The 16359-nt window shown below is 64.3% G+C and carries 7 protein-coding genes; 6 read left to right on the top strand and 1 reads right to left on the bottom strand.

Features of this window, described 5'->3' with window-relative positions; translation table 11 throughout:
• Positions 1 to 437 precede the first annotated feature (437 nt).
• From hutG to NKH93_RS33450, 6 genes are all read left to right on the top strand, one after another.
• Positions 438 to 1256 carry an N-formylglutamate deformylase gene (gene hutG / locus NKH93_RS33475; RefSeq protein ID WP_352922675.1) on the top strand — a complete coding sequence of 273 codons (819 nt, stop codon included), beginning with the start codon at positions 438 to 440 and terminating at the stop codon, positions 1254 to 1256.
• Between the two features lie 32 nt (positions 1257 to 1288).
• A complete protein-coding gene (hutU, locus tag NKH93_RS33470) occupies positions 1289 to 2959 on the top strand; it encodes a urocanate hydratase (RefSeq protein WP_352976131.1) in 1671 nt (556 codons plus the stop codon).
• Positions 2960 to 2967: 8 nt separating this feature from the next.
• Positions 2968 to 3555, top strand: coding sequence for a HutD/Ves family protein (locus tag NKH93_RS33465; protein ID WP_352922680.1), 588 nt, complete (start codon positions 2968 to 2970; stop codon positions 3553 to 3555).
• Between the two features lie 267 nt (positions 3556 to 3822).
• Positions 3823 to 12399 carry a glycoside hydrolase family 94 protein gene (locus tag NKH93_RS33460; RefSeq protein WP_352976125.1) on the top strand — a complete coding sequence of 2859 codons (8577 nt, stop codon included), beginning with the start codon at positions 3823 to 3825 and terminating at the stop codon, positions 12397 to 12399.
• A gap of 364 nt (positions 12400 to 12763) precedes the next feature.
• A complete protein-coding gene (locus tag NKH93_RS33455; protein WP_352614164.1) occupies positions 12764 to 14533 on the top strand; it encodes a glucan ABC transporter ATP-binding protein/ permease in 1770 nt (589 codons plus the stop codon).
• 446 nt (positions 14534 to 14979) lie between these two features.
• On the top strand, positions 14980 to 15732 hold the full coding sequence (locus NKH93_RS33450; protein ID WP_352449240.1) for a heme ABC transporter permease: 753 nt from the start codon (positions 14980 to 14982) through the stop codon (positions 15730 to 15732).
• A 192-nt stretch (positions 15733 to 15924) separates the two neighbouring features.
• Here NKH93_RS33450 and NKH93_RS33445 read toward each other — a convergent pair.
• Positions 15925 to 16359, bottom strand: a 435-nt coding sequence (locus NKH93_RS33445) for an integrase core domain-containing protein (protein WP_352976117.1), incomplete at its 5' end; no start/stop codon positions are given.

The raw sequence follows: 16359 nt of genomic DNA, 5'->3' as shown, positions 1-16359 counted from the left end.
CGCGGCGGTGAAGGCCGCGGGTGCGGTGAAACTGCCGGGCGTTGCGTCATGAGGCGGTGTACCGTCACAGGCCGCGTTCTGTCGCGCCCCCCTCTGTCCTGCCGGACATCTCCCCCACAAGGGGGGAGATTGGCCATCATCGAGTCTTTCGCCAATCTCCAACGTTGCAGGATTGAGCGAAGCGGCGAAGCTACCGATCTCCCCCCTCGTGGGGGAGATGTCCGGCAGGACAGAGTGGGGCGCTGTCCCGCCAACCTCAGCCCGGCAACAAAAAACCCGCCTCAAAGGCGGGTCGTCGGGCCGAATCAGCACCATACCGAATTTAGTAGCATAGCTGCCGGCACAAAGCAAGAACAAAATGCGTTGCGAGCGATAAAAACCGAAGTCGGTGTTCAAGGACGATTGCAAAGTCGCGTTCCTTCGCGCGGAGACTTCCGATGACCTCACCCTCCTGGCTCACCGTCACCCAAGGCACAGCACCCCTGCTGGTTTCGATCCCGCATACCGGCATCGATCTCGCCGGCCTCGACAGCCGGCTGGTCTCGCCCTGGCTCGGCCGCCGTGACGCCGACTGGTGGATCGACAAGCTTTATGACTTCGCCGAGAGCCTCGGCGCGACGGTCGTGCATACGGCGATTTCGCGCACCGTTATCGACGTCAACCGTGATCCGTCCGGCGTTTCGCTCTATCCCGGCCAGACGACGACCGGGCTCTGCCCGACAGAGACCTTTGACGGCGATCAGCTCTACCGCAAGGGTGAAGAGCCGGGGCCGTCTGAGATCGACGAGCGCCGCGAGAAGTTCTTCGTACCCTATCATGCCGCCCTGCAGGCTGAGATCGACAGGCTGCACGCTTTGCATGGGAAGGTCGTCGTCTATGACTGCCATTCGATCCGCTCGGTGCTGCCGCGCCTTTTCGAAGGCAAATTGCCGGTCTTCAATCTCGGCACCAATGACGGCAAGAGCGCCGATCCGACGCTGCAAGCGACGGTTGGCCAGATCCTCGCCGAAACCCGCGAGAGTTACGTCGTCAACGGCCGCTTCAAGGGCGGCTGGATCACGCGCCATTTCGGCCAGCCGCAAGCCGGCGTCCACGCGCTGCAGATGGAACTCTCCAACCGCGGCTATATGCGCGAGCCCGAAGGCAAGGGCGAACCGGCTAACTGGCCGGTGCCTTACGAGGCCGAATTCGCGGCGCCGATCCGCGTCACGCTGAAGAAGATCCTGGAAACCGCGATCGCCTGGGCCGAACGCTGACGCGCGGTGCACCTCACTCGAAAGGGACAATCATGACCGATCCTCGCCACAACATCCGTGAAGTGCGCAGCCCGCGCGGCAGCGAGCTCAACGCCCGCACCTGGCTGACGGAAGCGCCGTTGCGCATGCTGATGAACAATCTCGACCCAGACGTCGCCGAAAACCCCAACGAGTTGGTGGTCTATGGCGGCATCGGCCGGGCGGCGCGCACCTGGAACGATTTCGACCGCATCGTCGCCTCGCTGAAGACGCTTGGCGACGACGAGACGCTGTTGGTGCAATCGGGCAAGCCGGTCGGCGTGTTCCGCACTCATCCTGACGCCCCGCGTGTGCTGATCGCCAACTCGAATCTCGTGCCGCACTGGGCGACATGGGAGAAATTCAACGAGCTCGATAGAAAGGGCCTGATGATGTACGGCCAGATGACGGCCGGCTCGTGGATCTACATCGGCACGCAAGGCATCGTGCAGGGCACCTACGAGACCTTCGTCGAGGCCGGCCGCCAGCATTATGGCGGCAATCTCAGGGGCAAATGGATCCTGACCGGCGGCCTCGGCGGCATGGGCGGTGCCCAGCCGCTCGCCGCGGTGATGGCCGGCGCCTGCTGCCTGGCCGTCGAATGCGATCCCGACCGCATCGATTTCCGGCTGCGCACCCGCTATGTCGATGAGCGCGCCGACACGCTCGACGAGGCTCTCGAAAAGATCGAGCGCTGGACCAAAGCCGGTGAAGCGAAATCGGTCGGTCTTGTCGGCAACACCGCCGACATCGTGCCGGAACTGGTGCGGCGCGGCGTGCGCCCTAACATCGTCACCGACCAGACCTCGGCGCATGACCCGCTCAATGGCTATCTGCCCAAGGGCTGGTCGCTGGCCGAGTGGCGCGAGAAACGCACCTCCGATCCGAAGGCCGTCGAAAAAGCTGCCCGCGCGTCGATGCGCGAGCATGTCGAGGCGATGGTGGCGTTCTGGAACGCCGGCGTGCCGACGCTCGACTACGGCAACAACATCCGCCAGGTGGCGAAGGAGGAGGGGTTCGAGAATGCTTTTGCCTTCCCGGGTTTCGTGCCGGCTTACATCCGTCCGCTGTTTTGCCGCGGCATCGGCCCGTTCCGCTGGGCAGCGCTTTCCGGCGATCCCGAGGATATCTACAAGACCGACGCCAAGGTGCGCGAGCTGACCCCCGGCAACACCCATCTGCACAACTGGCTCGACATGGCGCGTGAGCGCATCGCCTTCCAGGGCCTGCCGGCGCGCATCTGCTGGGTTGGGCTTGGCGATCGCCATCGGCTCGGCCTCGCCTTCAACAAGATGGTCGCCAGGGGCGAACTGAAAGCGCCGGTGGTCATCGGCCGCGATCACCTCGATTCCGGCTCGGTCGCCTCGCCGAACCGCGAGACGGAGGCGATGAAGGACGGCTCCGATGCCGTTTCCGACTGGCCGTTGCTCAATGCCTTGCTCAACACCGCGTCCGGCGCCACCTGGGTGTCGCTGCACCATGGCGGCGGCGTCGGCATGGGCTTTTCGCAGCATGCCGGCATGGTCATCGTCGCCGACGGCACGCCCGAGGCGGCCAAGCGCCTGGAGCGGGTTCTGTGGAACGATCCGGCGACCGGCGTCATGCGCCACGCCGATGCCGGCTATGAGATCGCGATAGAGTGCGCCCGGGAGAACCAGCTCAACCTGCCCGGCATTTTGGGTTGAGCCGCGCCTTGCACATCCTTCGGGCAGCCGAATACCGCTCGATGCCGTGGAAGAACGGCGGCGGGATGACGACGGAGATTGCCGTCTCGCCGCCAGGTGCCGGGCTCGACGATTTCGACTGGCGCGTCTCGATGGCGCGCGTCGAGAGCAGCGGCCCATTTTCCGGATTTGCCGGCGTCGACCGGACCTTGGCGTTGCTGGAAGGCGAGGGCATGATCCTCGACATCGCCGGCCGGCTACCGGTCGAAATCACCAAGGCTTCCGCACCGCTTGCCTTTCCGGCCGACGTGCCGACGCAAGCCACGCTGATCGCCGGTCCGATCACCGACCTCAACGTTATGACCCGCCGCGCCCGGGCGATCCACACGGTCGAGAGCCTGCTGATTTCGGCTCCGACGAAGATCCCGGCCGAAGCCGATGAAACACTCATCCTGTGCGTCGACGGCGAACTCAGCGTGGCCGGCGCGGCGCCCATGCAACTGGGGCGGCTCGATGCGCTGTTGCTTGGGGCGCAAGCGCCGGAACTGCGCCTCGATCCGGTCCGGCCGGCCATGCTGTTCGTGATCCGCATCGACCGCATTGCCGGCAACGATTAACGTCTGTTTCCAAACATGATCGTGACGCCGGCCAAATATCGCGTAAGCTGGTCGCTGCATCACGAAAAAGCCTGAATCTTCCGCCGATCAGAAGCCGAAACGATGCTCATAGTGCTCGCCTGGAAGTTGTCGAAAGACGGCATCTTGTCGTGGTGCGGAAACAAACTTTCGGCCAAGTGTTGCGATGCAACCAATTGCATTTGGACCGGTTTTAGGGACATTGCCGTGGCGGTGACGCCGCACTGCGTCCCCAACACGGAACCTTAGATGAATATCCAGACCAATCTCGCACAGATCGAAAAGACGAGCGCCAGCTTCCCGGCTGTCACCGACGAGCCGATACGCTCCAATTTCCTGCCGGAGGATCGCCTGCGCGCTTTGGGCGCAGCCCTTGCCAATGGCGATGCCAAGGATTTGTTCGGTCTGACGCCTTTCGATTTTCAGGCGCGCATCCGCGACAGCGCCAGGAAAATTCTCGATGTCTACCGTTCCACCAACGCTGCCCAGGCGAGGGGCGAAACGATCACGCCCGCGGCGCAGTGGCTGCTCGATAACAACTACCTGGTCGAGGAGACCATTTTTCAGGTCAAGCGCGACCTGCCGCGCCGCTTCTATCGTCAGTTGCCGACGCTGAAACTGTCGGATGGATCCAGCGTGCCGCGCGCCCTGGCGGTCGCGTGGACCTATGTCGCGCATTCCGACAGTTCCGTCTCGTCGGCCATGTTCAAGGCGATCGTCGAAGGCTTCCAGTCCGTCGAGCCGCTGAAGATCGGCGAATTATGGGCGCTGCCGTCGCTGCTGCGCTTCGTCCTGATCGAGAACCTTCGCCGGATCGCGGTCCGCGTCAATCGCACGCGGGAACTGCGCCAGATCGCCAACGAGGTCGCCGACCGTGTGCTGGCGACGGACGACAGCGCCGACCGGCAGGCGATACTTTCCCACTACAGCGCCCATGCGCAGGACACCACCTTCGCCACCCAGTTGCTCTACCGGCTGCGTGACGGCTCGCAAAATGCCGGCAGGGCGCTGGAATGGCTGGAGGGCGAGCTGGAACGGACCGGCTCCGACGCCGAGGAGATCATCCTCAGCGAGCACCACACGCTGTCCAGCGGCAACGTGACCACCGGCAACATCATCCGCGGCCTGCGCCTGATCAACGACATCGACTGGACGGTGTGGTTCGAGGGCGTCAGTCGCATCGACACCTTGCTGCGCGAACGCACCGATTTCGCCGCGCTCGATTTCTTTTCCCGCGACCAGTACCGGACTGCGATCGAGGAGCTGGCGCGCCGTTCCGATCTCTCCGAATTTCGCGTTGCCGAAAGGGCGATCGAGCTCGCCGGCCATGCTGCCGCTGCACCGGGCTCCGAAACCGGTCCGATCGCTCACACCGACGTCGGCTTCTTTCTGGTCGGCCCGCGCCGGCAGGAGCTCGAGCGGTCGATCGGCTACCGGCCGACCATCGGCAAGACGCTCAACCGGACCTTCCGCAAGACCGGATGGCTGGGCATCGTCGTGCCGGTGTTTGCGCTGACGGTCCTGCTTCTGGTCGTTTCCGGCAATGCGCTTGCCAATCTCGGCCTGTCGGTGCCGTCGATCGTCCTGATGCTGGCCCTGTTCGCGGTGCCGGCCAGCGAAGGCGCGCTCGCATTCTTCAACACCGTCGTCTCGCTGTTTTTGAAGCCGACGCGTCTCATCGGCTATGATTTCAGGCACGGTGTGCCGCCCGAGGCACGCACGCTGGTGGTGGTGCCGTCGCTGATCGGCTCGCGCGACGATGTCGAGGAGAACATCCGCAACATCGAGGTGCATCACCTCGCCAACACGGCGGGCGAAGTCTATTTCGCGCTGCTTTCCGACTGGCCGGACTCGAAGACCGAGATCGATACGGCGGATGTCGAAATCCTCGAATTCGCCCGCGCCGAAATCGCCAGGCTGAACGCCCGCTATCCCTCGGACTCGGAAGGGGCGCCGCGCTTTTATCTGCTGCATCGGCGCCGGCTCTACAACGTATCGCAAGGCGTCTGGATGGGCTGGGAGCGCAAGCGCGGCAAGCTGCACGAATTGAACCTTCTGCTGCGCGGCGACAGCGACACCACCTTCCTGCCGTTGGAAGTGCCATTGCCGGAGAGCGTCGTCCACGTGATGACGCTGGACGCCGACACCCGCACCACCCGCGACGCCGTCGCTGCGCTGGCCGGCAAGCTTTGCCACCCGCTCAACCGTCCGCATTTCGATGTCGCACGGCGCGAGGTTACGGCAGGTTATTCCATCCTGCAGCCGCGCATCACCGCGTCGCTGACCAGTGGCGATGAGGCATCGTTCTTTCAGCGTGTCTTTTCCGCCAATCGCGGGCTCGATCCGTACGTCTTTGCCGTGTCGGACCTCTACCAGGACATCTTCGGCGACGGTTCCTTCACCGGCAAGGGTCTTTACCATGTCGACGCCTTCGAGGCGGCGCTGAAGGGTCGCATCGAGGAAAACACCATCCTCAGCCATGATCTGCTCGAAGGCGCCCTGGCGCGCTCGGCCTTGGTCACCGACGTCGAACTGGTCGAAGACTATCCGACCCGCTATTCGGTCGACGCGTCGCGCCACCATCGCTGGGCACGCGGCGACTGGCAGCTTCTGGGCTTCATCCTCAGCCCGCGCTCAAACGTGCCGGCGCTGTCGCGCTGGAAGATGGTGGACAATCTGCGCCGCTCGGTGACGCCGATCTTCTGGGTGATGGCCGCGATCGCCGGCTGGACGCTGCTGCCCTTCACGCAGGCCGCGCAATGGCAGGCGCTGCTGATCCTTACGCTGTTCATGGCGCCCACGTTCGACATCGTCAACGCCATCCTGCCGAAGAGCGGCGATCAGACGCCGCGCGGCCATTTCTCGGCACTGGCACGCGACGTTGCCTTCGGCACCGCTCTGGTGGCGCTGAAGATCGTGCTGATGGCGCATCTTGCCTGGATGATGGGCGACGCGATCATCCGCACGCTCTACCGCCTGTTCGTCAGCCGCCAGAACCTGCTCGAATGGCGCACCGCCTCGCAGGCACACAAGGGCGGCGACAACGATCTCGGCTCCTACTACAGCATCATGTACGGCGCGGTGATCATAGGCGTCGTCGGCCTCGCCGTGCCGGTGCTGGCCGATTCCACCGGCGCCTTCGTCGCCTTCTTCTTTGCCTTGTTCTGGATCGGCTCGCCCGCCATCGCCTGCTGGATCAGCCGTTCGGCCGAAACCGAGGACCGCCTGCGCATATCGGCCGCCGACATCCACGCGCTGCGCACCGTGGCGCGGCGTACATGGCACTATTTCGAGACCTTCGTGACGGCCGAGCATCACCATCTGCCGCCGGATAACTTCCAGGAAAGCCCGGCCCCCGTGGTGGCGCCCCGCACCTCGCCGACCAATATCGGCGTCTACCTGCTGTCGGTGATTTCGGCACGCGATTTCGGCTGGATCAGCCTCTCCGACGCCGTCAACCGCATCGACGCGACCATGTCGACCATCGAGAGCATGCCGCGCGATCGCGGCCATCTCTTCAACTGGTATGACACGACGACCCTGAAGCCGCTCTACCCGCTGTACATTTCGGCGGTCGACAGCGGCAATCTCGCCGGCCATCTGGTGGCCGTGGCCGCTGCCTGCGCCGAATGGGCCGAAGCGCCGTCGGTGCATGTGCAGGGCGACTTCGAAGGCATCCTCGACACCGTCACCATCCTCGACGAAAGCCTTGAGGAACTGCCCGACGACCGGCGTCAATTGCGGCCCTTGCGCCAGCGGCTCGCCGACCGTCTCGACGGCATGCGGCGGGCGGTCGAATTGATCAAGGCGCAGCCGGAGATGGCGTCGATCCGTACCATCAACCTGGCCGTCCTGGCCGGCGAGATACGCAAGCTCGCGACAGCCATCCACACCGAGGCCGCGTCGACCCAGAGCGACACCATCGCCGATTGGGCGGCCAGGCTCGAAGCCACCTGCGAGGCGCATGTGCACGACGCGCACAGCGACGAAAACGCGGTCGCGGCGTTGCGGGCCAAGCTTCTGACCTTGCGCGAGCGCACGCGCCGCTTCGCCTTCGAGATGGATTTCTCGTTCCTGATGCGGCCCGAGCGCAAGCTCCTGTCGATCGGTTACCGGGTCGAGGAGCATCAGCTCGACGAAAGCTGCTACGACCTTTTGGCGTCCGAGGCGCGGCTGACCAGCCTGTTCGCCATCGCCAAGGGCGATTTGCCGACCGAGCACTGGTTCCGGCTCGGCCGGCCGATCGTCGAGATCGGCTTCCAGGGCGCACTGATGTCCTGGTCCGGCTCGATGTTCGAATATCTGATGCCGCCGTTAGTGATGAAGGAGCCGCAAGGCAGCATTCTCAACCAGACCAGCAAGCTCATCATCAAGCGCCAGATCCAGTATGGCCGTTCGAAGAACGTTCCCTGGGGGATTTCGGAAGCGGCCTACAACGCCCGCGACCGTGAACTGACCTACCAGTACACCAATTTCGGCGTGCCCGGGCTCGGCCTGAAGCGGGGCCTTGGCCAAAACACGGTGATCGCGCCTTACGCGACCGTGCTGGCAGCGCAGTTCACGCCGCATGAATCCGTGCAGAACCTGGCCGGGCTGAGGCGGCTGGGCGCACTGGGCCGGCACGGTTTTTACGATGCGGTGGATTTCACGCCGCAACGCGTCCCCGAGGGCACCGACCACGCCGTCGTGCTCAACTACATGGCCCACCACTCCGGCATGTCGATTGCCGCAGTTGCCGATGCGATCTTCGAAGGGCGCCTGCGCGACCGCTTCCACAGCGATCCGGTGATCGAGTCGGCCGAATTGCTGCTGCAGGAACGGGCGCCGCGCGACATCCCGACTGCGACCGTCAGGACCGAGGCCGACGAGCGCTCGAAGGACGAGACCGAGCTGGAAAGCCCGGATACCCGCATCGTGCTCGATCCGCTCAAGGCGCTGCGCTCGACCAGTGTCATGTCCAATGGCCGCTATTCGGTCATGGTGACCGCCACCGGCTCCGGCTACAGCCGCTGGGGCGAACTTGCCGTCACGCGCTGGCAGCCGGATCCGACCGAGGACCGCCTTGGTTCCTATATTTTCCTGCGCGACGCCAGCAGCGGCGACTGGTGGTCGGCCACCGCCGAGCCGAAGCGCGCCGCCGGCGAGCGTGCGCAGACGCTGTTCTCCGACGACAAGGCGAGCTTCGTCAAATCGATTGGATCGCTGCGTTCGGAAGTCGAGTGCATAGTCATCTCGGAAGGCAATGGTGAGGGCCGACGGGTGACGCTCCACAATGATGGCCCCGCCGACCGGCATATCGAAGTGACCTCGTTTGCCGAACTGGTGCTGGGCTCCGAGCCCTCGGATAATGCCCATCCGGCTTTTTCGAAGATGTTCGTGGAAACCGAGATCGCGCCGAACAACGGCGCGATCTTCGCCACCAGGCGCAAGCGCGAGAAGGACGAGCCCGACGTCACCATGGTGCATTTCGTCACCGACCCGTCTGGATCGGCGCGAGACGCCGAGGCGGAAACCGACAGGCGCGCCTTCATCGGCCGCGGCCGCACCATCACCGAAGCGGCGGCCTTTGATCCCGGCGCCAAGCTTGGCGGCCATTCCGGCTTCACCCTGGATCCGATTGCATCGCTTCGCCGGCAGGTGCGCGTGCCGGCCAACAAGAAGATTTCGCTGACGTTCTGGACCGTCGTCGGTACCCATCGCGCCGAATTGGATGCCGCCGTCGCACGGCTCGACCATCCCGAAAGCTTCGCCCGCCAGGCGATGCTCGCCTGGACGCGCTCGCAGGTGCAGACCCGGCACCTTGGCCTCAGCCTGTCCGACGCCGCCAATGTGCAGAAGCTGGCGCGCTATCTGATCTATCCCGATCCGTTCCTGCGCCTTCCGGGCGAATCCATCGTCTCCGGGCTCGGCAGGCAGTCCAGCCTGTGGCCGACCAGCATATCCGGCGATTTTCCGATTTTCCTGGTCAGGATCGCCGATGTCGCCGATCTGGAGATCGTCGCCCAGGCGCTTCGCTTCCAGGAATACATGCGCGCCCGCGGCATGATGATCGATTTTGTCGTCGTCAACGAGCAGGCGTCATCCTACGTGCAGGACCTGCAGCGCGCGGTGGAGACGCTGTGCGAAAACAGCCGATTGCGCGGCAAGGAGCTCGGACCCCGCCAGCACATCTTCGCGGTGCGCCGCGATCTGATGGAGGAAACGACCTACAGGACCTTGCTCGCCGTCGCTCGGGTGGTGCTGCATACGCGCAACGGCACCATCTTCGACCAGATCGAGCGTGCCGAGGCCGCGGCACTGCAGGCGCGGGACGCCGCCCTCCAGCCGGCAGACCTTGCAGCGCTTCGCGAGCCGTCCTTGCCGGTGCCGACGTCGCAAGTATCTGCCGCCCAGGCACTGATCGAGGGGCGCGTCGACGGCAGCGGGCTCGACCAATGGAACGGTTTCGGCGGTTTCGACGGCGGCGGACGCCACTACGTCGTGCGTCTTGCCGGCCGGCGCACGACGCCGCAGCCGTGGATCAACGTCATCTCCAACCCATCGTTCGGGTTCCACATTTCGGCTGAAGGCGCTGCCTTCACCTGGAGCCGCAACAGCCGCGACTATCAGTTGACGCCATGGTCGAACGATCCGGTCACCAACCGGCCGGGCGAGGGCATCTACATCTACGATCACGCCAGTGGCAGGGCGTTCTCGCCAATGGCTGCCGTGGTGCGTGATCCGACAATGACCTACGAAACCTGGCACGGGCAGGGTTTTTCGACGTTCCGCTCAAAACGCGGGCCGCTGTCGATGGACCTGACCCATGTCGTCGATCCCGTCGATCCGGTGAAGATATCGCGGCTGCGCATCCAGAATTCGGGTTCGGTGCCAATGCGGCTGCGCGTCTACGCCTATGCGGAATGGGTTCTTGGCGGCCATCGCTCGCGCACCGCTGCAAGCATCGTTCCGTCGAGGGATGCCGCAACCGGCGCATTGCTGGCGCAAAATCCCTATGGGCTCGATTTCGGCGAGCGGATCGCCTTTCTGGCCGCCGACGGTGCTGTGCATTCGGTCACCGCCGATCGCGGCGAGTTCATCGGCAGGCAAGGCACGAGCGAGTTTCCGCATGCCGTGCTGAGCGGCGCCGGCCTGTCCGGCCGTGTCGAGGCCGGCGACGATCCCTGCGCGGCCATCGCACGCGACATCGACATCGCTGCCGGCGGCGACGTCACGCTGCTCTGGCTGCTCGGCGACGCGGCCTCGCCCGAGGCGGCCAGCGCGCTGGTGCAGACCCATCGCTCCAGGGATTTCGATCAGCGGCTGGCCGACAACGAGCGCACATGGCGCGGCTTTCTCGACACAATCCAGGTCGAGACGCCGGACAAGGCACTCGACGCCATGGTCAATCACTGGCTGCCCTATCAGAGCCTGGCCTGCCGCATCCGTGCCCGCTCGGCGTTCTATCAGGCGAGCGGTGCCTTCGGCTTCCGCGATCAGCTGCAGGATACCTTGGCTTTGCTGGCGCATGACCCCAAGCTGGCGCGTGATCAGATCCTCAATGCGGCGCGGCGGCAATTCCCCGAAGGCGACGTGCAGCATTGGTGGCTGCCGCGCACCGAGGCCGGCGTCCGCACCATGATCTCGGACGACGTGGTCTGGCTGGCCCACGCCACGGCCCGTTACCTGCTGGTGACCGGCGACACCGCGATCCTGAAGGAGCAACTGCCCTTCATCGAAGGGCAGGCGCTGGGCGAAGGCGAGCACGATGCTTTCTTCATCCCGGAAATCTCGAAGAAGACAGCCTCGCTCTATGACCATTGCGCGCGGGCGCTCGATCTTGCCGTCAAGCGCAGCAGCCCGGCCGGGCTGCCGCTGATCCTCGGCGGCGACTGGAACGACGGCATGAACCGCGTCGGCGAGCACGGCAAGGGCGAGAGCATATGGCTGGGCTGGTTCCTGCTGAAGACGCTGGGCGACTTTGCCGCTGTCGCCAAGGCGGAGCGCGATGCCAAGCGCGTGCAGGCCTGGACGAAGCACGCCGAGGTGCTGAAGCGGGCGCTGGAAAGCACCGCCTGGGATGGCGAGTGGTATCGGCGCGGCAGCTTCGACGACGGCACGCCGCTCGGCTCGCGCAAGTCGGACGAGTGCAAGATCGATTCGATCGCCCAGTCCTGGAGCGTGCTTTCGGGCGAGGGCGACCCGGCGCGGTCGACCACGGCAATGGCGCAGGCGATGAAAGCGCTCGTCGACGACGACCTCAACATCGTCAAACTGTTCACCCCGCCCTTCTCGAAGACGGAAAAGGACCCGGGCTACATCAAGAGCTATCCGCCGGGGGTCCGTGAAAACGGCGGCCAATACACGCACGCGGCGACATGGTTCGTCATTGCGCTGGCCGAGATGGGTCGCACCGACGATGCCTACCGCTGCCTTTCAATGCTCAATCCGGTCTACCATGCTCTCGATGAAGCCGCGGCGGAGCGCTACCGCGTGGAACCTTATGTCGTCGCGGCCGATGTTTATTCCGGGCAAGACAAGGGCGGCCGAGGCGGCTGGACCTGGTATACCGGGTCGGCGGGCTGGCTTTATCGCGCCGCGGTCGAGAGCATTCTCGGCATAGAGCGCCGCGGACAGCGCCTCCAGTTCACGCCGAGACTTCCTAGCCATTGGGACGGCTATTCGGCAACTCTGAAGATGCTGGGCGCCGAGATCAAAGTACGCGTCGTCCGCGACAAAAAGGCCCGGGCCATCTCACTTGAAGTGAATGGCACGAAGACCAAATCTTCGTCCTTCGAGCCAAAAGCCGGAGATAGTGCCGAGGTGGTCGTCAGAATACCGGCCTAGATTCAAGGGCTTGGAGCGTCGCTTAGCGTTTCCCAGGGCACGCACGGGCGCTCCAAGTGCCTCTACCGGTTATATTTGCGTTTGACCTTGCTGAATGCCTGCACACGACTTTAGACGTCGTGCCCAGGGTCTTGCTGATTAAAATTGTGGCAGTGCTTTCCAGCTGCCATGATTTTGCCGCAACGCTGACATTTCACCTTTTATCTCAAACTGTTAGACGATCACGGCAAATTTCGAAGCGTCGTCATCTTTTGTTCGCGGAATGGGAACGGAAGAGCTAGACGAGCATTGTTTTGCGACGCGTCAACCGATACGAGTCAAAAAATGACGCACTGCACCATAAATAATTGGCGGAGTAGCTGAAGTGTCACTTCTGCAAATCTACTGGCGAGCCCTTGGTTATCTCGCTGCCGACAGGAAACGCGTTGCGTTTATCTGCGGGGCGAATGTCGCGCTTGCCATTATCGCCATTCTCGAGCCGATCATGTTCGGCCGGGTGATCGATGCCATTTCGGACCGCGGCTCGGTATTCGCGACACTCGCAATGTGGGCCGGCCTCGGCGCGTTCAACATCATCGCCTTCGTGCTGGTGGCGCGCGGCGCCGACCGCTTTGCCCACCAGCGGCGCAGCGAGGTTCTTTGCCAGTCGTTCGAGCGCGTGATCACCATGCCGCTTGCCTGGCATCATCAGCGCGGCACCTCCAATTCCCTGCACACGCTCCTGCGCGCGGTCGAGACCTTGTTCAGCCTCTGGCTGGAATTCATGCGGCAGCATCTGTCGACCGCGGTTGCGTTGGTCCTGCTGGTGCCCACCGCGCTCAGCATGGATATCCGCATGTCGATGGTGCTGCTGGCGCTTGGCGCGCTCTATGTCGGCATCGGACGGCTGGTGATGCGGCGCACCAAGGAAGGCCAGGCGGCCGTGGAGCGGCACTACCACAAGGTATTTGCGCATGTGACCGACTCGGTCAGCAACGTCGCCGTCCTGCAGAGCTACAATCGCATCGGCCATGAGACCGAGGCGCTGAAGTGCTACGTCAAGAACCTGCTCGACGCACAGAATCCGGTGCTCGACTGGTGGGCGATGGCCAACGCGCTGCACCGCCTGTCGTCGACGATTTCGATGATGGTGGTGCTCTTGATCGGCGCCTATCTGGTGACGCACGGCCAGTTGCGCATCGGCGACGTCATCGCCTTTACCGGCTTTGCCACGCTGCTGATTGCCCGGCTCGACCAGATGTCGGCCTTCGCCAACCAGATTTCCGAGGCGCGCGCCAAGCTCGAGGAATTCTATCATCTCGAGGACTCTGCATCCGACGCCGCCGAGCCCGATGGGCTGCGCGATCTCGTCAACGTCACGGGTCATGTGCGTTTCGAGAATGTCTGCTTCGAGTTCGGCAATTCCGGGCAGGGCGTCGACGACGCGTCGTTCGAGGTCCAGGCCGGCCAGACCGTCGCCATCGTCGGCCCGACGGGCGCCGGCAAGACGACGCTCATCAACCTTCTGCAGCGCGTCTTCACCCCGTCCAGCGGCCGTATCCTGATCGACGGCATCGACACCCGCACGGTGACCCGCAAGTCGCTGCGCCATTCGATCGCCACCGTCTTCCAGGATGCCGGCCTGCTCAACCGCTCGATCGAGGACAACATCCGCGTCGGCCGCGCGGAGGCGACCTATGACGAGGTCCATGCCGCGGCCAATGCCGCCGCCGCGCAGGATTTCATCCTGTCAAAGAGCGAGGGCTACGACACGGTCGTCGGCGAACGCGGCGGACAGCTGTCCGGTGGCGAGCGCCAGCGCATCGCGATCGCCCGCGCCGTGCTGAAGGACGCGCCCATCCTGGTTCTCGACGAGGCGACCAGCGCGCTCGACGTCGAGACGGAAGACCGCGTCAAGGACGCCATCGACGAATTGCGGCGCGGCCGCACCACCTTCATCATCGCCCACCGCCTGACCACCGTTCGCGACGCCGATCTGGTCGTGTTCATGGACAAGGGCCGGGTGGTCGAGATGGGCGGGTTCACCGAACTGTCGCTGCGCAACGGTCGCTTCGCCAGCCTGCTGCGCGCCGGCGGCCTGCTCAACGACGAGGAGGTCCGCCGCCTCAGCCGTCCGGTGAACGAAGCCGCCTGAGCAGCGCGGCTTGCCTTCTCCCCTATGGGAACCACAAGGGGGGGCAGCGCCATCGCAGGTGGAGAGCCGAGGCTTTCGCTCTACGATGTACCCCCACCCCTAACCCCTCCCCACAAGGGGGAGGGAGACTTCCGTTGGCGCTGACCTCGGCAAATTTGCCTGCCTTTCGGCGCCAAAAGGGGAAGTAAGGGCATGCGGCAGCGTTCCCTCCCCCTTGTGGGGAGGGTTAGGGTGGGGTCCATCTTCGTAAGAATCCAAATGCGATTGTGTCCGCCGCTCCGCTAAACACGGGGGCTGCGCGGCGGACACGCCAACGTCAACGCAATGCCACGCCATTTTGCAGAACTTGACGCACACAACTTGCCCCGCCGTTCACGGGGAGAACGGGAGACGCCGTACCGCCGGTGCGGTTGCCGCAACTCCGCCGGCGGTCTATGTAAGGCGGCATGAGCGACACGACTTCACGCCTCTCCGGCTGGATGGACCTTGCCAACCCGACGCGGTTCGTCGGGCTGGCCGACAAGGTCGTGCCGTGGCTGGCGAGCGTTGCCGCCATCATCCTCGCTGTCGGCCTCTACATGAGCTTCGCGGCGCCCGAGGACTTCCAGCAAGGCATCACCGTTCGCATCATGTATATCCACGTGCCTTTCGCCTGGCTCGCCATGATGTGCTACACGCTGATGGCGGTCTCGGCACTGGGCACGCTGGTCTGGCGCCATCCGCTGGCCGACGTGGCGCTGAAATCGGCGGCACCCATCGGCGCCGTCTTCACCGCCCTTGCACTGATCACCGGTTCGATCTGGGGCAAGCCGATGTGGGGCACCTGGTGGGTATGGGACGCGCGGTTGACCTCGGTCTTCATCCTGTTCCTGATGTATCTCGGCATCATCGCGCTGACCCGCGCGCTCGACGATGCCGGGCGCGCCGCGTGGGCCGCCGCCATCATCACCCTGGTCGGCTTCATCAACATTCCGATCATCAAATTTTCGGTCGACTGGTGGAACACGCTGCATCAGCCGGCGTCGGTGTTCCGGCTCGGCGGCCCGACCATCGACCCAAGCCTGTTGTGGCCATTGCTGGTGATGGCACTCGGCTTCACCGTGCTTTTCTTCGCGCTGCACCTAGCGGCGATGCGCACGGAAATCCTCCGCCGCCGAGTCATTTCGATGCGCCGCGTCGCGGCAAGGCAGGCTAACTGACCGCCGTCGAGTTCCTTCGCGCCCCCCTCTGTCCTGCCGGACATCTCCCCCTCAAGGGGGGAGATTGAATGTCACGTATCGTTTCGCCAATCGCGAATGTTGAAAGAGAGGCGAAGCTACCGATCTCCCCCCCTGTTTGGACCGGAGACATCGCGAACAGGTGTGCGAGGACATCGCGAACAGTGCTCCATGCTATCTCTCGACGAGGTTGAGGTCGATGGTTTGGATTTTCTGATGGCGGAAGAAGACGTTGAAGACGCCGTCCTTGTCGGTCGCACGGAAGGCGACGGCGCGCCCGGCGAAGGCATTGCAGATCTTGAAGTGGCGGCCGAACAGCGAGGTCGCGCCCTTCTGCTGGATCTTGCGGATATGGTCGCCGGGCGCATAGTCGAAGGGCTGCTGGGTCTCCCTGAAGTCGCGCGGGGAAGACCGGTAGCGGTCGAGCGGCACGGCGCCGGCGATCGCCTCGTGCGGGCGCTCTGCATTGTAGATGTGGCGCCAGCGGTCGAAGGCCCGCTGGGCCGCCGCCAGGTTCTCGAACGGCGGTCCCTGCAGCGCCTCGGCCTTGAGCGTGCGGTGAAAGCGCTCCTCCTTGCCCAGCGTCTGGGGATGATACGGCCTGGAATG

The sequence above is a fragment of the Mesorhizobium sp. M0954 genome, assembly GCF_040319155.1.
Taxonomy (GTDB): domain Bacteria; phylum Pseudomonadota; class Alphaproteobacteria; order Rhizobiales; family Rhizobiaceae; genus Mesorhizobium.
Note: the sequence above shows the minus strand (reverse complement) of the source record. Positions and strands in the feature narration are given on the sequence as shown.

Coding starts and splice junctions, on each gene's coding strand:
- hutU (WP_352976131.1), top strand. CDS start 1,289: ATGACCGATCCTCGCCACAACATCCGTGAAGTGCGCAGCCCGCGCGGC.
- NKH93_RS33450 (WP_352449240.1), top strand. CDS start 14,980: ATGAGCGACACGACTTCACGCCTCTCCGGCTGGATGGACCTTGCCAAC.
- hutG (WP_352922675.1), top strand. CDS start 438: ATGACCTCACCCTCCTGGCTCACCGTCACCCAAGGCACAGCACCCCTG.
- NKH93_RS33460 (WP_352976125.1), top strand. CDS start 3,823: ATGAATATCCAGACCAATCTCGCACAGATCGAAAAGACGAGCGCCAGC.